General features: G+C 57.5%; 18 protein-coding genes. 11 read left to right on the top strand and 7 right to left on the bottom strand.

Translation table 11 applies throughout. The features are described from left to right. The first annotated feature begins 391 nt into the window (after positions 1-391). Together xthA and ACR6JA_RS01840 are read left to right on the top strand one after the other, a co-directional pair. Positions 392-1,198: an exodeoxyribonuclease III gene (gene xthA, locus ACR6JA_RS01845; RefSeq protein WP_039292300.1), complete on the top strand. Its 807-nt coding sequence runs from the start codon at positions 392-394 to the stop codon at positions 1,196-1,198. A 78-nt stretch (positions 1,199-1,276) separates the two neighbouring features. Continuing rightward, the gene (locus ACR6JA_RS01840) at positions 1,277-1,945 is read left to right on the top strand and encodes a TVP38/TMEM64 family protein (protein ID WP_213715660.1); all 669 of its coding nucleotides are present in this window, start codon (positions 1,277-1,279) and stop codon (positions 1,943-1,945) included. A 30-nt stretch (positions 1,946-1,975) separates the two neighbouring features. Here ACR6JA_RS01840 and ACR6JA_RS01835 read toward each other — a convergent pair whose 3' ends face one another. Next, on the bottom strand, positions 1,976-2,404 hold the full coding sequence (locus ACR6JA_RS01835; RefSeq protein WP_494493423.1) for an organic hydroperoxide resistance protein: 429 nt from the start codon (positions 2,402-2,404) through the stop codon (positions 1,976-1,978). A gap of 207 nt (positions 2,405-2,611) precedes the next feature. Between ACR6JA_RS01835 and ACR6JA_RS01830 the strand changes: the two genes are divergently transcribed. The 5 genes from ACR6JA_RS01830 (at position 2,612) to ACR6JA_RS01810 (ending at position 8,051) form a co-directional block, all read left to right on the top strand. Then, complete coding sequence (locus tag ACR6JA_RS01830) at positions 2,612-3,274, top strand: TVP38/TMEM64 family protein (protein WP_494493422.1); 663 nt, start codon at positions 2,612-2,614, stop codon at positions 3,272-3,274. A 51-nt stretch (positions 3,275-3,325) separates the two neighbouring features. Next, positions 3,326-4,483 carry an ABC transporter substrate-binding protein gene (locus tag ACR6JA_RS01825; RefSeq protein WP_494493595.1) on the top strand — a complete coding sequence of 386 codons (1,158 nt, stop codon included), beginning with the start codon at positions 3,326-3,328 and terminating at the stop codon, positions 4,481-4,483. Between the two features lie 32 nt (positions 4,484-4,515). After that, positions 4,516-6,054, top strand: a complete 1,539-nt coding sequence (locus tag ACR6JA_RS01820; protein ID WP_494493421.1) for an ABC transporter permease — start codon at positions 4,516-4,518, stop codon at positions 6,052-6,054. Beyond that, positions 6,054-6,677, top strand: coding sequence for an ATP-binding cassette domain-containing protein (locus tag ACR6JA_RS01815; protein ID WP_494493420.1), 624 nt, complete (start codon positions 6,054-6,056; stop codon positions 6,675-6,677). The genes ACR6JA_RS01820 and ACR6JA_RS01815 overlap by 1 nt, the downstream gene beginning before the upstream one ends. 84 nt (positions 6,678-6,761) lie before the next feature. After that, complete coding sequence (locus ACR6JA_RS01810) at positions 6,762-8,051, top strand: sulfurtransferase (RefSeq protein WP_494493419.1); 1,290 nt, start codon at positions 6,762-6,764, stop codon at positions 8,049-8,051. Positions 8,052-8,183: 132 nt separating this feature from the next. Here the strand turns inward: ACR6JA_RS01810 and ACR6JA_RS01805 are convergent, their stop codons facing one another. Both ACR6JA_RS01805 and ACR6JA_RS01800 read right to left on the bottom strand, forming a co-directional pair. Beyond that, the gene (locus tag ACR6JA_RS01805; protein WP_494493418.1) at positions 8,184-8,810 is read right to left on the bottom strand and encodes a CDP-alcohol phosphatidyltransferase family protein; all 627 of its coding nucleotides are present in this window, start codon (positions 8,808-8,810) and stop codon (positions 8,184-8,186) included. Further along, a complete protein-coding gene (locus tag ACR6JA_RS01800; RefSeq protein ID WP_494493417.1) occupies positions 8,811-9,377 on the bottom strand; it encodes a carboxymuconolactone decarboxylase family protein in 567 nt (188 codons plus the stop codon). A gap of 70 nt (positions 9,378-9,447) precedes the next feature. On the opposite strand from ACR6JA_RS01800, the gene ACR6JA_RS01795 reads away from it, so the two are divergent. After that, positions 9,448-9,858, top strand: a complete 411-nt coding sequence (locus ACR6JA_RS01795) for a pyrimidine (deoxy)nucleoside triphosphate diphosphatase (RefSeq protein ID WP_494493416.1) — start codon at positions 9,448-9,450, stop codon at positions 9,856-9,858. On the opposite strand, the gene ACR6JA_RS01790 is transcribed toward ACR6JA_RS01795, so the two are convergent. Genes ACR6JA_RS01790 through selD form a run of 3 tightly spaced genes read right to left on the bottom strand, consistent with a single transcriptional unit; the run spans position 9,824 to position 13,064 of the window. Then, entirely contained in the window at positions 9,824-10,069 is a 246-nt protein-coding gene (locus ACR6JA_RS01790) for a YnjH family protein (RefSeq protein ID WP_494493415.1), read from the bottom strand. The two genes, ACR6JA_RS01795 and ACR6JA_RS01790, sit on opposite strands and share 35 nt — an antisense overlap. After that, complete coding sequence (locus ACR6JA_RS01785; protein ID WP_494493414.1) at positions 10,026-12,020, bottom strand: DNA topoisomerase III; 1,995 nt, start codon at positions 12,018-12,020, stop codon at positions 10,026-10,028. The genes ACR6JA_RS01790 and ACR6JA_RS01785 overlap by 44 nt, the downstream gene beginning before the upstream one ends. Positions 12,021-12,023: 3 nt before the next feature. Next, the gene (gene selD / locus ACR6JA_RS01780; protein WP_008456654.1) at positions 12,024-13,064 is read right to left on the bottom strand and encodes a selenide, water dikinase SelD; all 1,041 of its coding nucleotides are present in this window, start codon (positions 13,062-13,064) and stop codon (positions 12,024-12,026) included. Positions 13,065-13,293: 229 nt separating this feature from the next. Between selD and phoC the strand changes: the two genes are divergently transcribed. Next, positions 13,294-14,043, top strand: a complete 750-nt coding sequence (gene phoC, locus ACR6JA_RS01775) for an acid phosphatase PhoC (protein WP_494493413.1) — start codon at positions 13,294-13,296, stop codon at positions 14,041-14,043. 44 nt (positions 14,044-14,087) lie between these two features. On the opposite strand, the gene ACR6JA_RS01770 is transcribed toward phoC, so the two are convergent. Further along, complete coding sequence (locus ACR6JA_RS01770; protein ID WP_166874945.1) at positions 14,088-14,639, bottom strand: NAD(P)H nitroreductase; 552 nt, start codon at positions 14,637-14,639, stop codon at positions 14,088-14,090. Between the two features lie 232 nt (positions 14,640-14,871). Between ACR6JA_RS01770 and sppA the strand changes: the two genes are divergently transcribed. Together sppA and ansA are read left to right on the top strand one after the other, a co-directional pair. Then, a complete protein-coding gene (gene sppA / locus ACR6JA_RS01765; RefSeq protein WP_494493412.1) occupies positions 14,872-16,722 on the top strand; it encodes a signal peptide peptidase SppA in 1,851 nt (616 codons plus the stop codon). A 97-nt stretch (positions 16,723-16,819) separates the two neighbouring features. Beyond that, complete coding sequence (gene ansA / locus ACR6JA_RS01760; RefSeq protein ID WP_008456661.1) at positions 16,820-17,836, top strand: asparaginase; 1,017 nt, start codon at positions 16,820-16,822, stop codon at positions 17,834-17,836. Positions 17,837-17,840: the final 4 nt, after the last annotated feature.

Genomic DNA, 17,840 nt, shown 5'->3' with positions numbered 1-17,840 from the left:
TTGCGCTGTAAATGTAGATTGCAGGCATCGTGCCAGCCAGCGATAAAAATGCATAAACCTGAGGGGTAAACGAAAAATCAATAACTTAAAAACACTCACTATTCACATAAAATGAATAAAAAGTGCATAGTTTTAACGTATCGCCTGATTCGCGACACGAAAACAAGAAATATTATGCAGTGGTAAAATATAATGCTGGAATTGTGATCGCCTTCGGGATTTGCCTGCCGTTTTCGCCCCCTTTTTGCGCATCGAGATCAATTTTGGTGCAAATGTTGCTTTATTTTTGCCCGTCAGACTCGCCTATGGCAACGATTAGCTTCAGCGCAGCAACCTGCGCCGTTTTCTGCTACCATCCTGCAACAATTAACCTGACAACCTGGCAGCGACTATGAAATTTGTCTCTTTTAATATCAACGGCCTGCGCGCCCGTCCTCATCAGCTTGAAGCCATCGTGGAACAGCATCAGCCGGACGTTATTGGTCTGCAGGAAACCAAAGTGCACGACGATATGTTCCCGCTGGAAGACGTGGAGAAACTGGGCTATCACGTGTTTTATCATGGCCAGAAGGGTCATTACGGCGTGGCGCTGCTGACCAAAGAGAAGCCGATTGCGGTGCGGAAAGGCTTCCCGACCGATGACGAAGACGCCCAGCGGCGCATTATCATGGCGGAAATCCCGTCTGAATTTGGCAACCTGACGGTGATCAACGGCTACTTCCCGCAGGGCGAAAGCCGCGATCATGAAACCAAATTCCCGGCCAAGACTAAGTTTTACCAGGATCTGCAGGACTTCCTGCAGGGTGAACTGCGCCCGGAAAATCCGGTGCTGATCATGGGGGATATGAATATCAGCCCGACGGATCTCGACATCGGGATCGGTGAAGATAGCCGCAAGCGCTGGTTGCGCACCGGGAAATGCTCGTTCCTGCCGGAAGAGCGTGAATGGATGGCTCGCCTGCTCGGCTGGGGCCTGGTGGACACTTACCGCCACGCTAACCCGGAAGCACAGGACAAATTCTCGTGGTTTGACTACCGTTCAAAAGGCTTCGACGATAACCGTGGCCTGCGTATAGACCTGCTGTTGGCAAGCCAGGGGCTGGCGCCGCACTGCGTGGCAACCGGGATCGACTACGACATTCGCGGCATGGAAAAACCGTCCGACCACGCCCCTGTTTGGGCGCAGTTTAAGCGGTAAGGGAAATACTGAAGGTAGACACATCTTCAGACAAGGATAGCGAGATGCCGTTTTTCCCCCTGACGAGGCGCGAACAGAATGCGTAAAATCCTGTTTTTGCTGCTGGCCACGCTGGTCATCTCGCTGTTAATCCTGCTGCCGCCGGGCACCCTTAGCCTGGCGACGCTGCAGAAATATCACGCCCAGCTTACTCTCTGGCACGCCGAGCGCCCGGCGCTGGTGATGAGTGCCTTCTTCCTCGGCTATTTCCTGATTTCCGCCCTTTCCTTCCCCGGCACGCGCATTATGACCCTGATGGGCGGCGCGCTGTTTGGGCTGGTCGAAGGCACCGTCCTGGTTGCCACGGCGGCTGCCAGCGGCGCAACCGTGGCGATGTTGCTGAGCCGTTACTTCTTGCATGACTGGGTACAGCGGCGCTTTGCCACCACCATGGCAAAGATCAACGAGGGCATTAAGCACAATATTACGCACTGCCTGTTTGCCCTGCGCCTGGTACCGGTTCTGCCCTTTTCCATCATCAACCTGCTGATGGGGCTGACGCCGATTTCCGCCGTTCGTTTCGCGATAGTCACACTGCTTGGCCTGCTGCCGTCTATCGTGCTGTACATCAGCACCGGCCGCCAGCTCAGTCAGATAGAAAGCCTGCGGGACATTATTTCCCCCACCATGCTGCTGTTATTGGCGCTGATTGGCCTGCTGCCGCTCCTGTCTCACTGGCTGATAAAAAGAACCCGCTTAAAAAGTTAAACGCCCCCGACTATCGAAGGCGTTTTGTCGTTACCCTTGTGAAAGCAGCGTCACGTCAACATTGCCGCTAATCGCACGCGAGTAAGGACAAGTGGCGTGGGCGATCGCGAGCAAGGTTTCCCGCTGGGCCTCGCTCAGCCCAGGCAGCCTGACGTGAAGCGTCACCGCCAGCGCAAACTGGCTGTCGTTATCGACTTTTCCCAGCGAAACACTGGCGTCCACGGCGGTTTCCTCCGGAATGCGGATAGCCAGCTTTTTCCCCGCCAGCCCAATCGCCCCCATAAAGCAGGCGGAATAACCGACGGCAAAAAGCTGTTCTGGATTCGTCCCCGGCTTGCCGGACCCCGGCGTACTGAGCTGCACGTCCAGGCTGCCGTCGTCCGAACGCCCGTGCCCGCTGCGAGCGCCAACGGTAGTGGTATGGGCGGTATAAAGCACTTTCTCGAGTTTGCTGGACATCGTGATTCCTCAATCGTGGGTAAGAAGAGCCGCCATTTAACTACCGCTATGTATCTGCCATATGTTCTCCGCCAGGCCAAAATGTATAAGTCTGTATCCGCTTCATGACCTGGCTCAAGCTCGCTGTCACGCTCCCTCCGCTATACTCCACGCCTTTACTGCAGCGGCATGGTATGACGATGGATAAACAAAAGAGAAGAGGTAGATGTGCGTAAGAGTCTCTTTGCGCTGCTGGTCATCATGGCGGGGTTGTTTTGGTATCTGCTTCCTCCGGGCACAATAAGCCTGTCGGCACTTCAGCACTCTCAGATAGCGTTTGCGCACTGGCATGCGCAGCACCCAATAGCGGCGATTGTAACTTTTTTGGGCTGCTACTTTCTCACCGCCGCCTTTTCCATTCCCGGTGCCACCCTGCTCACGCTGCTGGGCGGCGCTATCTTTGGTGTGGTGCTGGGCACCGTGCTGGTTGCCCTGGCGGCCACTGCAGGTGCGACCGTCGCCATGTTAATCAGTCGTTACCTGCTGCGGGACTGGGTACAGCGCCGTTTCTCACACATGATGGAAAAAGTGAATCAGGGCATACGGCGCGACGGCGGCCATTACCTCTTTGCCCTGCGGCTCGCGCCGGTCTTCCCTTTTGTGCTGGTGAATTTATTAATGGGCCTGACGCCAATGGGCGTCGTTCGCTATGCCGCGATCAGCCTGCTCGGCATGCTGCCCGCCATCGTGGTCTACATTAACACCGGCAGGCAACTGAGCCAGTTACAAAGCCTGGGCGATATTCTCTCCCCCGGTATGATGCTGATGTTTGCCCTGTTAGGGCTATTGCCGCTGGCCGCGCGCTGGCTAGCCAAACGAACCGCCCCATAACACGCTGAGGACTTTCTCTTGCAACGCTTTATTCCTAGAATACGGGCGCTGATGTTTGCCCTGACGATGATCGGCTTTAGTGCCGTGGCCCAACCTGAGGACTGGCAGAACATTCGTCAGCAGGCCAACGGCCAGACGGTTTATTTCAACGCCTGGGGCGGCGATCCCGCCGTTAACGGCTATCTGGACTGGGTCAGCCATGAAGTAAAAACGCATTACGGCGTGACGCTTAAAGTGGTGAAGCTGGCGGACGCAGCCGATGCGGTGAGGCGCATTCAAAGCGAAGCGACTGCAGGCAGAAAAACCAACGGGTCGGTAGATCTGCTTTGGGTCAACGGTGAAAACTTCAGCGTGCTCAAGCAGGCAGGGTTGCTCAGCGAGAACTGGGCCGAAAATCTGCCAAACTGGCGATATGTTGACGTGAAAAAACCTGTGCGGGAAGATTTCTCGGTACCGGTTGACGGGGCTGAGGCACCCTGGGGAAGCGCCCAGCTGATGTTCATCGGCGATAAGCAACGCACGCCAGCCTTTCCGCAAAATACAGAACAACTGCTGGCCTTCGCCAAAGCCCATCCCGGCAAGCTCAGCTATCCTCGCCCGCCCGACTTTACCGGCACGGCGTTCCTTGAACAGCTTTTGATTGTCTTGACCGAAAAACCGGCCGCGCTGAAAACGGCCCCGGATCCCGCCACCTTCGAGCAAGTCACCGCCCCGCTCTGGCGTTACCTTGACCAGCTTCATCCGTTCCTTTGGCAAAAAGGTAAAACGTTCCCGCCGACGCCGGCACGCATGGATCGTATGCTGGCTGACGGCGAGCTGCTGCTGTCAGTGACCTTCAACCCGGCGCACGTCGACAATCTGATCGCTCGCCGCCAGCTCCAGCCGTCGGCAGAACCCTTTGGCTTTAGCGCCGGTATGCTGGGCAACGTGCATTTCGTCGCTATTCCGGCGAACAGCAGCGCCAAAGCCGGAGCGCAGATCGTGGCTAATTTACTGATGTCCCCGGAAGCGCAAATCCGCAAAGCCGATCCGGCTGTCTGGGGCGACGCGAGCGTGCTGAGCAGCAACGCGCTGCCGCCACCGCACAAATCACAGCTTGAGGATCTGGTGCCCAAAAGCCAGCATCCGGTTCCTTTCCTGGCAGAACCTCACGCCGCCTGGGTTAACTCGCTGGAGCAAGCCTGGCTTCAGCGTTACGGGTCGCGATGAGCCGCGGCTTTACATTTGCAGGAGCACTGGCGATGGGCCTGGTGTTTGTGCCCGTGCTGCCGGGGCTTGCCCTGATCGTACCGCCATTACTGCAAGGTGAAACCTGGCTTGCCTTCTGGCAAGACTCACAGTGGCCGGAAGCCTTCATTGCCACGCTGGTGTCAACCACTCTCAGCGTTGGCGGGGCGCTGCTGCTGGTGTTAATCATTCTTTGTACCCTGTATCCCGGCGAGCGCTGGCAGCGCTATCTTCAGCGCCTGCCGCTGCTGCTGGCGCTGCCACATGTCGCCCTTGCCAGCGGCTTTTTCTTCCTGTTTTCGGACAGCGGCTGGCTGGCGCGCATTTTCAACCTTTCTCCGCCGCCGGATAACTACGGCTTTATCCTCGGCCTCATGCTGGCGCTAAAAGAAGCCTGGTTCTTGCTATGGTTCTCAGCCGCACAGCTACAAAGCGAACAGCTGAGCCAGCAGATAACGTTTGCCAGAACGCTCGGCTACGGCGAGCTACAATCCCGTCTCTACGTGCTTGTGCCGCAGCTCTTGCCGCGTCTGGGCTGGGCTTTAGTGGCGGTGACGGCATACAGTGTTTCCGTCGTGGACGCCGCGCTTATTCTTGGCCCCGCTAACCCGCCCACTTTGGCCGTGCTGGCCTGGCAATGGTTAACGGACAGCGATATTTCTCGGCAGAACATGGGCCTGGCGGCCTCCTGCGTGCTGCTGCTTTTGCTCGGCGGTTTTATTGTTTTCGGGCGGTTAGCGTGGGGAACATTTAAACTGCGAATCGGGCATTTTTCAGGCAAGCGCTATGCCCTGAATCTGTCCTCCGCTGGCGCGATGACCGCCTGTTCACTTTCTCTGTTCGGCTTTATGGCTCTCGCCATGCTTGTCACCTGGTCCTTCGCTGAAGGCTGGTTCTATCCGGCGCGCTGGCCTGAAACTTTAACGCTTAGCGGTTGGCAGCAGGCTGAGCTGGCACCGGTCTGGACAAGTTTTGTGGCCGGGCTTATCAGCACGTTACTCGCGTTCATCGTGACCATATTGTGGCTCAAGGGCTGCCCGCGCCGGTACGATCGCTGGCTGTATCTGCCGCTGCTGCTGCCTGCGCTGCCGCTGGCCGCCGGGCAGTACCAACTGCTGCTCAGGCTGAACATGGAAGGCACCTGGGCCGCGCTTATCTGGAGCCATTTGCTGTGGGTCGTCCCTTACACGCTGCTTATCCTGGCCCCGGCCTGGCAGCGCATCGACGCACGCCTGATGCTGACGGCGAGAACTTTCGGCTGGTCGGCTTGGAAAATTCTCTGCCTCGTCCAGGTGCCATTGCTCATGCGGCCTGTACTGTCGGCGCTGGCCGTCGGTTTTTCGGTCAGCATCGCGCAATATTTGCCTACGCTTTATGCCGGAGCGGGCCGCTTTACCACCGTCACAACGGAAGCCGTGGCCCTCAGCAGCGGCGGCGATCCCCAGCAGTTCGCCCTGCAGGCATTGCTACAAATGCTGCTGCCGATGGCCGTATTTATCGCCACACTCTCGGTTAGCCGCCTGGCTGGCACTCACAGAAAAGGATTACGCTAATGCTCAGCGTGCGAAATTGCTGCCTTTTACGCAACGGCGAACCGCTGCTGATGAACATCAGTTTTGATGTTGCTCCGGGCGAAATTGTTACGCTGATGGGCCCCTCCGGCGTGGGTAAATCGACGTTTCTGAACTGGATGATCGGCGATTTAGCCCCGGAGTTTAGCGCTCTGGGCACGCTGCGGCTTAACCAGCGCAGCCTGACTAATTTGCCCGTTGAACAGCGCCGCATCGGCATTTTGTTCCAGGATGCGTTGCTATTCCCTCACCTCAACGTTGGGCAAAATCTGTTGATGGCGATTCCCTCCTCCGTCGCTGGGCGCTCGCTGCGGCAGCGTGTTGTTTCGGAGGTCCTGGAAAGCGCCGGGCTGGCAAACTATGCCCGCAGAGATCCGGCCACGCTCTCCGGCGGGGAACGAGCGCGCGTCTGCGTCCTACGCGCCCTGCTGGCTGAACCCGAAGCTTTGCTGCTGGATGAGCCCTTTTCCCGACTCGACCTGCCGCTGCGCCAGGGCTTTCGGGAATTTGTCTGGCAAAAAGCCCAACAGCTCAAACTGCCGGTCGTGCTGGTTACTCACGATGAGCAGGATGCGCCGGCACACGGCCAGATTATACAGCTTTAGCCCATCGAACATGAGGTATCGCAAAGAAGCCAGCGCCAGCGAGGACTAAACTTGCGGCTCTTTTGCTATCCTTCAGGTTATTAGATGAAACGTGTTTCTCAGCTAACCACCGCCCTGCTGCTTGCCGGGCTGTCCCAGGTCACTTTTGCCGCCTCGGTACCCACTGAAATGAACCTCTCCAGCGTAAAAGCCGTAAACGGTACCGTGATTGATACTCGCCCGAGCGCGTTTTACAACGGCTGGCCGCAAACCTTAAACGGCAACGGCGGCCATGAACCCACAGCCTTGAATCTTTCGGCCTCCTGGCTGGCGCTAATGAGCGATGAGCAGCTTTCAACGTGGGCTAAGCAGCATCAGTTGAGCAAAACCGGATTGATGGCGCTGTATGGTAGCGACGCTCAGGCCGTGAAAACTCGCTTAGAAAAGCTGGGGTTTACGCAGATTGCGATGCTGACCGACGCCCTGCAGGATCCTTCCCGCCTGCAAAAGCTGGCGCATTTTGAGCAGCTGGTGTACCCGCAATGGATCCATGATTTACAGAATAAAAAACCGATCACCGCAGCGCCTGCCGGGGAGTGGAAAGTGATTGAAGCGGGCTGGGGCGCGCCGAAAAAATATTTGCTCAGCCATATTCCCGGCGCGGGCTACATCAACACCGAAGAGGTGGAGAGCGAGCCGCTGTGGAACAAAGTGTCCGATGACAAGCTGAAAACCATGCTGGCGAAGCACGGCATCCGGCACGATACGACCGTCATTTTGTATGGGCGTGATGTCTACGCGGCGGCGCGCGTGGCAGCGATCATGTTGTACGCCGGCGTGAAAGACGTCCGTCTCCTGGACGGAGGCTGGGCGACGTGGAGCGCGGCGGATCTGCCCGTTGAACGTGGCCTACCCAGCCAGCCAACACCAGCCCCCGACTTCGGTGCCCCGATTCCCGGCCAGCCTCAGCTGATGCTGGACATGGAACAGGCACGCGCGCTGCTGCACCGCAAAGATGCTTCTCTGGTCAGCATTCGTTCCTGGCCGGAATTTATCGGCACCACCAGCGGGTACAGCTACATCAAGCCCAAAGGCGAGATTGCGGGAGCCCGCTGGGGCCACGCGGGCTCTGACTCCACGCATATGCAAGACTTCCATAACCCGGACGGCACCATGCGTGCAGGGGACGACATCGCCGCAATGTGGAAAAAATGGAACATCTTGCCGGATCAGCACGTTGCTTTTTATTGCGGCACCGGATGGCGCGCTTCCGAAACGCTGATGTACGCGCGGGCAATGGGCTGGAAGAATGTCGGTTTGTATGACGGCGGCTGGTACGAATGGAGCGCTGATTCTAAAAATCCTGTCGTGAGCGGCGAGCGTAAACCGAACTGATGCTGACTTGAGGACTTCCCCCTCACCCTAACCCTTTCCCCACGGGGAAAGGGGATAAATAGCAGCTGTATTCTCCCCCAGAGCGGAATTGTTTTCTTCCTCGCCCCCAGGGAGAAGGTCGGGGTTAGGGGGTTAATCTGCGGAGTCATCCAGCCGTTTTAACGTCTTATACCCACCCCAGACGCGGTTGAGCGTTGTGAGCCAGCACAGCGAACCGAAGATCCACGCCAGCCAGGTAAAACCGCCCGGAAACAGGCAACCAAGCACAAACAGCAGAATGGTCTCGGTACCTTCGGTCAACCCGCCGAGATAGTAAAACGACTTATGCGCGTAGCCTGGATTCACGAGATCGTGCTTCTGCGCAAGGGCAGCAAACGCCAGAAAGCTGCTGCCGGTACCGATGAACGAAAACAGCAACCACGCGCCTGCCAGCCCGTTTTGCGCCGGGTCCGCGAGAATAAAGCCAAACGGCACAAGGGCATAAAAAAGAAAATCCAGCGTAATATCGAGGAAACCACCGGCATCGGTTAGCCCTCTTCGTCTCGCCAGCGCGCCGTCCAGGCCATCAAACAGCCTGTTAAAGACAATGGTGACTAGCGCCGGGACATACCATTGCAGTGCCAGACAAGGCAAAGTGAGCGCGCCAATCGCGAATCCTGCCAGCGTCAACCTGTCCGGCGTGATAGCGGGCTTATCGAGCACGGCCGCCAGCCGATTAAGCACGGGTTTGATACGTGGGTGAAGATAGCTGTCGAACATCTAGCGTTTTCCCTTCGTCGGACATAACCCCTGGGAGGGGATTTCCAGCGCGGCGTTAAAGCGAGCCGAAAGGTTCTGGAAGGCAATCAGCGCGGTAAGTTCGCTCCCTGCCTGGTCGGTGAAATGCTGTTTAAGCCTGTTTTTTAACTCGTCGGTCACCTGTGGCGGCGTGGCGGTCACCGCTTCGGCGTAGGCCAATGCGACCCGTTCCTTCTCGCTAAACATCGGCTCATTTTGCCAGTTGGCCACCGCCAGCACCTTATCCATCGACTGACTACGCTCTGCAAGACGCAGGCTGTTAGCATCGATACAAAATTCACAGCTGCACAGCTGCGATACCCGGGTCATCACCAGCGAACGAATCACCGGGTCGATTTTTGCCCGGCGTCTTTCCAGAAAGCCGACAAACAGCGCCACCAGCCAGAATAAATACGGCAGTCGCCCCCACCAGCGGGTCGGGTTCAGCACCGCGCCAAAATGTTTCTCATGCATCGCCACAATCGGGCGCAGGCTTTTGGGCAGCGTTTTAAGGGGGGCAATCCAGGGCTCGCTTTTCATTTCCATCATTCAGTTGCTCTTTTGCTGGCATCTCAGGGCGAGTATTATGCCACGCCAGCCCCACGGAAAATGGACACCAATGCTAAAAAACCTTGATGTTGTCGCGGCTATTATCGAGCGCGAAGGCAAAATTCTGCTCGCCCGTCGCCCTGAAAATGGCGATCAGCCCGACCTGTGGGAATTTCCAGGTGGGAAAGTAGAGAGGGGAGAAACGCAGCCCGAAGCGCTGGCACGGGAGCTACTGGAAGAGCTGGGAATTGCCGCACAAATTAGCGGCTACGTGGCCAGCCATCAGCGCGAAGTGAGCGGGAGAATGATTCATCTGCACGCCTGGCATGTTGAGGCCTTTAGCGGCGAACCCATCGCCCATTGCCACAGCAAGCTGGTTTGGTGTGAACCGCCGGAGGCGCTTGACTATGCCCTCGCCCCGGCGGATATCCCACTGCTGAAAGCGTTTATGGCTTCACGCGGCGCCAGACCAGCGGATTAGTCCCTAAGACTTTGTCATCACGCTGGCATTGCAGCAAAATGCCTTCCGTCTTCACCACCGCCCCTTCAGAATAGTTTTTATTTTCATAAATACAGCACTGATTGCAGGGCGGCGTCTGCGGCTGATTGCTTTGGGTGAACACTTCCGGCGGGATCACCACGTCAACGTCAGGCTGACGGGGCTGCACCGCCATCGCTGGCAGACTCATCATTAGCCCCACGACGGCGGCGAGCAGGCTTTTTACTGGCATCATCACTTCCCTCTTTTTTGGCCCAACGTTTTGCTTTTTTTCCGTCATCCTGGGCTTTGATGCCCTTAAATGCGTGCCGCACCGGCGTGGTTCGCGCCTGATGAATCAGCTCATAAAGTGTTTGCACCAGCGGCTGCATAAAGTCCTGATAGCGGCACTGCTTTTCGCTGATTTGCGTCAGCGTTGATTCCCAGTGCGCGGTCATGTCCGGCCTGGCGGCCAGCTCCGGCAGCGAGTGGATCAGCGCCCGCCCGGCTTCCGTAGAATGAATATAGCGCCCTTTCTTGACCAGGAAAGCGCGTTTGAATAACAGTTCGATGATCCCGGCTCGCGTCGCCTCGGTGCCTAATCCGTCCGTGGCGCGCAGGATCTTTTTCAGATCTTTGTCCTGCACAAAGCGCGCAATCCCGGTCATCGCAGACAATAATGTCGCATCGGTAAAGTGGCGCGGCGGCTGAGTTTGCCGTTCAACCACTTCGCCATGCTCGCACAGCAGTTCGTCCCCTTTCGCCACCACCGGCAGCGGCGTGCCGTCGTTCTCTTCGTCACGCTCTTTACTGCCAAGCAGCGCCCGCCAGCCCGCTTCGGCAAGGAAACGCGCTTTGGCGATAAATTTGCCTCCGGCGATATCCAGATCGATGGTGCATTTGCGGAATACGGCGTCGGCACAGAACTGCATTAAGTATTGACGGGCGATCAGGCCATAAACTTTAGCCTCATTTTCACTTAATGAGATTGCAGAGCTGCGTGCGGTAGGAATAATCGCGTGGTGGGCGTCCACTTTTTTATCATCCCAGCAGCGGTTACGCAGATCGGCATCCACCGCGGGCTGCGGCAGCAAATCCGGCTGATGCACGCTGATAGCATTCATCACCGCATGCCGCCCGGCAAAGTGTTCTTCGGGCAGATAGCGACAATCCGAACGCGGGTAGGTAATGAGTTTGTGGGTTTCGTACAGCTTCTGGCAAATATCCAGCACGTTCTGGGCGCTCAGCCCAAAGCGTTTCGCCGCCTCGATTTGCAGGCTCGAGAGCGAAAACGGCAGCGGCGCGGTTTCCGATTCCCGTTTATCGTTATAGGCGGTGACCATCGCCGGGTGGCCGTTGATACGCGCGACGACGTGCTCCGCCAGCTTGCGGTTCAGCAGGCGGCCTTCTTCGTCCTGATGGGGTTCGCAGGACTCGCTCGGCTGCCACACCGCCACAAAGCGTTCGTCGGCGGGCGTCACGATGTGGGCTTTTACTTCGAAATAATCTTTGGCGACAAAGTTTTCAATCTCTTCATCGCGGCGCACGACCAGACCCAGCACCGGCGTCTGGACGCGGCCTACGGACAGTACGCCCTGGTAGCCCGCATTGCGCCCGAGAATGGTGTAGGCGCGGGTCATGTTAATCCCGTACAGCCAGTCGGCACGGGCGCGGGCCAGCGCCGAAACGCAAAGCGGAATAAATTCGCTGTTGGCGCGCAGGCGGGAAATCGCCCGCTCCACGGCCTGCGGGTTAAGGTCATTGATCAGGCAGCGCTGCACCTGCTGGCGCTTTTCCGGGGCAAGCTGGAGATAGTCCAGCACTTCATCCACCAGCAACTGCCCTTCGCGATCGGGGTCACCCGCATGAACCACTTCGGTTGCCTGAGTCAGCAGCTTTTTAATCGCGTTGAGCTGTTTAGTCACGGAGGGACGAGGCTGGAGCTGCCACTTTTCCGGCACGATGGGCAAGTCAGCGAGGTTCCAGCGGGCATATCGCCCGTCGTAGGCGTCCGGCTGTGCCTGCTCCAGCAGGTGGCCAATGCACCAGGTCACCACCTGGCCATTGCCGCATTCAATAAACCCATCGCCTCGACGATGGGGCTTGGGCAGCACGTCGGCAATGGCTCGCGCAAGGCTTGGTTTTTCCGCAATAAACAGCCGCATGAATTAACGGATCTCGATCATTGGGCGGCCAGCGCGGGCCTCTTTCAATTCACCGATGGCGCTGAGCTTAATGCCGTTCCGCTCGGCAGCCGCAAAGACTTCGGCTTCGGCATCCGCACGAACCGCCAGCAGCAGGCCGCCGGAAGTTTGCGGGTCGCACAGCAGATTGCGCCAGGCCTCCGGCATCTCGCCGACGAGTTGCCCGTAGCTGGCGAAGTTGCGGGAGGTGCCGCCGGGCACACAGCCCTGCTCGATGTAGCTTTCCACACCCGGTAATTTTGGCACGCATTCAAACCAAACATCAGCTTGAACGCCCGCGCCTTCGCACATTTCGCTCAGGTGGCCCAGCAGGCCAAAACCAGTCACGTCCGTCATCGCGGTCACGCCCGCAATATCGGCAAACTCCGCGCCGACTTTGTTCAACTGGCACATGGTTTCTGCGGCCAGGCCTTTGTGCTCTGGCAGCAGCAGGGATTTTTTCTCGGCGGTGGTCAACACGCCAATGCCCAGCGGTTTGGTCAGGTACAGCTTGCAGCCTGCTTCGGCAGAGCTGTTTTTCTTCACTCGCTCGGTAGGCACAACGCCGGTCACCGCGAGGCCAAAAATCGGTTCAGGCGCGTCAATCGAGTGGCCACCAGCGAGCGAAATCCCCGCCTGCTGGCAGACAAAACGCCCGCCTTCGATAACCTCACGAGCAATTTCGGGCGCCAGCGTATTAATCGGCCAGCCGAGAATAGCGATCGCCATAATTGGTTTACCGCCCATGGCGTATATGTCGCTGATGGCGTTGGTCGCCGCGATACGGCCAAAGTCGAAGGGATCGTCCACGATCGGCATGAAGAAATCGGTGGTACTAATGATACCGGTGCCGTTGCCCAGGTCATAAACCGCCGCATCGTCGCGGGTTTCGTTCCCCACCAACAGATTAGGATCGACAAACTTCGCCTGCTCACTGTGCAGGATGGTTTCCAGCACCTTCGGGGAAATTTTGCAGCCGCATCCTGCGCCGTGGCTGTACTGGGTCAAACGAACGGTTTGCTTCATGGACTTTTCCTTTCTTTGCCAAATTCTGTACCCAATATGGTAGCGCTCAAACGTCCTGGTGGTAAGTCTGGCAGTCCTAATTCGCGTGCCGTTGCTCACTATGCAGGCAATCCGGACGTTTTGTGAAGCCAGGCCACATTTTGCCGATACGCTCTTTTACTCGAATATGACAGTAATGTTACAACCATCTGGCAACTCACTGGACAACTAACGCAAGTAAGGAATAACAATGAAAAAACGCGTATTAGCCTTCTGTATTGCCGGCCTGTTCTCCTCTGCGGCCTTTGCCCTTGCCCCGTCAGGAAATGACGCCACCACCAAGCCCGACCTCTATTACCTGACCAACGCTCAGGCCATTGACAGCCTGGCGCTGTTGCCCCCGCCGCCTGAAATCGGCAGCATTGCGTTTCTGAACGATCAGGCTATGTATGAGAAAGGCCGCCTGCTGCGCGCCACCGAACGCGGCAAGCTGGCAGAAGAAGATGCCAACCTGAGCGGTGGCGGCGTGGCTAACGCTTTCTCCGGCGCGTTTGGCTCGCCAATTACCGAAAAAGATGCGCCGGAACTGCACAAGCTGCTAACCAACATGATTGAGGATGCCGGTGATCTCGCCACGCGCGGCGCAAAAGAAAAGTACATGCGCATCCGCCCGTTTGCCTTCTACGGTGTGCCAACCTGTAACACCAAAGAGCAGGATAAGCTGTCGAAAAATGGCTCTTATCCGTCCGGGCATACCTCAATTGGCTGGGCCACCGCGCTGGTGCTGGCGGAAATCAACCCGCAGCGCCAGAACGAGATCCTGAAACGCGGGTTTGAGCTGGGGCAAAGCCGGGTGATTTGCGGTTACCACTGGCAGAGCGATATTGATGCCGCTCGCGTCGTGGGATCTGCCGTAGTGGCCACGCTGCATACCAACGCCGCCTTCCAGCAGCAGCTGCAGAAAGCGAAAGACGAGTTTGCGAAACAGCAGAAGAAATAAGAAATGGAACCTGCCGGGTCAGCACCCGGCAGGATAATGTCCAATCAGAAGCGAGAAACGAACGCAGAAGTATCCGGGGTGCTGATGGTCGTCGACGCTTTCAACTGCGGCGTGCCGAGGTAGAGGAAGCCCACCACTTTGTCCTGCTCACGGCCACCCAGCCCTTCGCGCACCAAATCATTTTCAGTCCACGCGCCGCTGCGCCAGATACCGTTAAAGCCCTGGGCCACCGCCGCCATTTGCATCGCCATCACCGCACAGCCTGCGGAAACCACCTGCTCCCACACCGGCACTTTATGATTAGTCTCGCAATGCGCGACCACGGCAATGATTTGCGGGGCACGGAACGGCGATGTACGCGCCTTTTCAACGCTTTTTTCATCCATGCCGGCCGCAAGGGCTGCTTTCTCTAAAAGCTGAGCAAAGCGCTCGCGCCCTTCCCCTTCAATAACAATGAAGCGCCACGGCTGGAGCGTACCGTGGTCCGGCGCGCGCATCCCGGCACGCAGAATATTTTCCAGCACTTCACCCGCCGGAGCCGGCTCGGCCAGGCGGGAGGCGCTACGGCGGTTAATCAAAAGTTCAAGTGCATCCATTTAAAAGCCCCTTACTGACATGAAATGACTGGCAAAGCGCGGAGGTTGCCCCAGTCCGTTAAATGATTTTCATTCACAAAATTAACACAGCCGTAGTTTTTGTTACAGCGCCGCCCCGATTTCCTGCTGACATTTCCTCGCCCTCTCTTTAGGATAGCCTTTACTTTCGCCGCTTTAGCCAGCTTCATTGCGGCGTGCGGGTAATACCCCTGTTGAAGGTTATGGAGAAAACATGCGCACCATTGGGCGATTTATTAGCGGCTTTTTTAAGTGGACCTGGCGTCTGCTTAATTTTATTCGGGAATTTATTCTCAACTTGTTCCTTATTCTGCTGATCCTGGTCGGCGTCGGCATCTGGATGCAGGTAAAAAGCACGCCTGCAGAACCTGCGCGCGGGGCGCTGCTGCTGGACATCACCGGCGTGGTGGTAGACAAACCGTCGGTCAGCAATAAGCTGGGCGTGATTGGCCGCCAGTTGGTGGGCGCCAGCTCTGACCGTCTGCAGGAAAATTCCCTGTTCGACATCGTCGACGCCATTCGTCAGGCGAAAGACGATCGCAATATCACCGGCATCGTGCTGGATCTGAAAGATTTCGCCGGGGCCGACCAGCCGTCAATGCAGTACATCGGTAAAGCGCTGCGCGAGTTCCGCGACGGCGGCAAGCCGGTTTATGCCATGGGCGACAGCTATAACCAGAGTCAGTACTATCTGGCAAGCTTTGCCAATAAAATCTGGCTCTCACCGCAGGGCATGGTTGACCTGCACGGGTTTGCCACCAACGCGCTGTATTACAAAACCCTGCTGCATAAGCTGAAGGTCTCGACCCACGTCTTCCGCGTCGGCACTTACAAATCAGCGGTTGAACCATATATCCGCGACGATATGTCCCCTGCCGCGCGCGACGCGGACAGCCGCTGGATTGGCGAGCTGTGGCAAAACTACCTGAACACCATCGCGGCCAACCGCCAGATCACCGCTCAGCAGGCTTTCCCCGGCGCTCAGGCGCTGCTGGATAATCTGCAGAAGTTAGGTGGCGATACCGCTAAATATGCGCTGGACAACAAGCTGGTGGACGAGTTGGCAAGCAGTGCGGCCGTGGACAAGGCGCTGGTTAAGCAATTCGGCTGGAGCAAAGCTAACAAAGACTTTAGCTACACCAGTATTTACGACTACAGCGTGAAAAAACCGTCTGAGCAAGGCGACGCCATCGCGGTGATCTTCGCCAACGGCGCAATCATGGACGGGGAAGAAACTCCGGGCCAGGTCGGCGGCGATACGACGGCCATGCAGATCCGTGAAGCGCGTCTGGATCCGAAGGTGAAAGCCATCGTCTTCCGCGTAAACAGCCCTGGCGGCAGCGTCACTGCGTCCGAAACCATCCGTGAAGAGCTTGTCGCTGCGCGTGAAGCCGGGAAGCCAATTGTGGTTTCCATGGGCGGCATGGCGGCATCCGGCGGGTACTGGATCTCCACCCCGGCGAACTACATCATCGCCAACTCAAGCACGCTGACCGGCTCGATTGGTATTTTCGGCGTCATCAACACCGTAGAGAACACCCTCGACGCGATTGGTGTGCATACCGACGGCGTATCAACGTCGCCGCTGGCCGACGTGGCCGTGACCAAGAAGCTGCCGCCTGAAGTACAGCAAATGATGCAGCTCAGCATTGATAACGGCTACAAGCGCTTTATTGGCCTGGTGGCGGCGTCCCGTAAGAAAACGCCGGAGCAAATCGATCAGATTGCTCAGGGTCACGTCTGGACCGGGGAAGATGCCAAAGCCAACGGCCTGGTGGACAGCCTGGGTGACTTTGACGATGCCGTGGCCAAAGCTGCCGAGCTGGCGAAACTGAAAAGCTGGCACCTGGCGTTCTGGCAGGATGACGCGACCTTCACCGACATGGTCTTTAACGCCATGACCGGCTCGGTACGCGCCGCGCTGCCGCAGGCCATTCAGGCTTACCTGCCAGCGCCACTGGCGGACGCCGCGCTGGCGGTCAAGGCCCAGAATGACAAATTCGGCACCATGAACGATCCGCAAAACCGTTACGCCTTCTGCCTCACCTGCGGCGATGTGCGTTAATTTACTCAAATGAATCAAAGCCCGGTTAAACCGGGCTTTTTTTTTCCGCCATCCTCTCTATACTCTGCCGCAAATATCGAAAGCCTCGAGCAAAACTATGCCAAAGAAATCTATCTACGTTGCCTACACCGGCGGTACTATCGGGATGCAGCGTTCTGAACACGGCTACATTCCTGTTTCCGGCCATCTCCAGCGCCAGCTGGCGATGATGCCTGAATTCCACCGCCCGGAAATGCCGGACTTCACGATCCACGAATACGATCCGCTGATGGACTCTTCGGACATGACGCCTGAAGACTGGCAGCACATCGCCGACGACATCAAAGCCCACTACGACGAGTATGACGGCTTCGTGATCCTCCACGGCACGGACACCATGGCGTTTACCGCCTCTGCGCTCTCATTCATGCTGGAGAACCTCAGCAAGCCGGTGATCGTCACGGGCTCGCAGATCCCGCTGGCGGAGCTGCGTTCTGACGGGCAAATCAACCTGCTCAATTCGCTGTACGTGGCGGCCAACTACCCGATCAACGAAGTGACGCTGTTCTTCAACAATCGTCTCTATCGCGGGAACCGCACCACCAAAGCCCATGCCGACGGCTTTGATGCCTTTGCCTCTCCTAACCTGGCGCCGCTGCTGGAAGCCGGGATCCACATCCGGAAGCTGAATACGCCCCCAGCCCCGCACGGTGAAGGCGAGCTGATTGTTCACCCGATCACGCCGCAGCCGATTGGCGTGGTCACCATCTATCCAGGCATTTCTGCCGACGTTGTGGGCAACTTCCTGCGTCAGCCGGTCAAGGCGCTGATCCTGCGTTCATACGGCGTGGGTAATGCCCCGCAGCAGGGCGCGTTCATTAAAGAGTTGCAGGAAGCTAGCGCGCGCGGCATCGTGGTGGTTAACCTCACGCAGTGTATGTCCGGCAAAGTGAACATGGGCGGCTATGCGACCGGCAACGCGCTGGCGCAGGCTGGCGTTATCAGCGGCTTTGATATGACGGTGGAAGCGACGTTAACCAAGCTTCACTATCTGCTGAGCCAGGGTCTGGATGCCCAGGCGATCCGTGATGCCATGTCGTGCAACCTGCGTGGTGAACTCACCCCCGACGAATAAGGAA

It is taken from the genome of Cedecea sp. B1(4) (assembly GCF_059414925.1).
The sequence above is the reverse complement of the archived record's forward strand: the minus strand, read 5'-3'. Positions and strand labels throughout refer to the sequence as shown.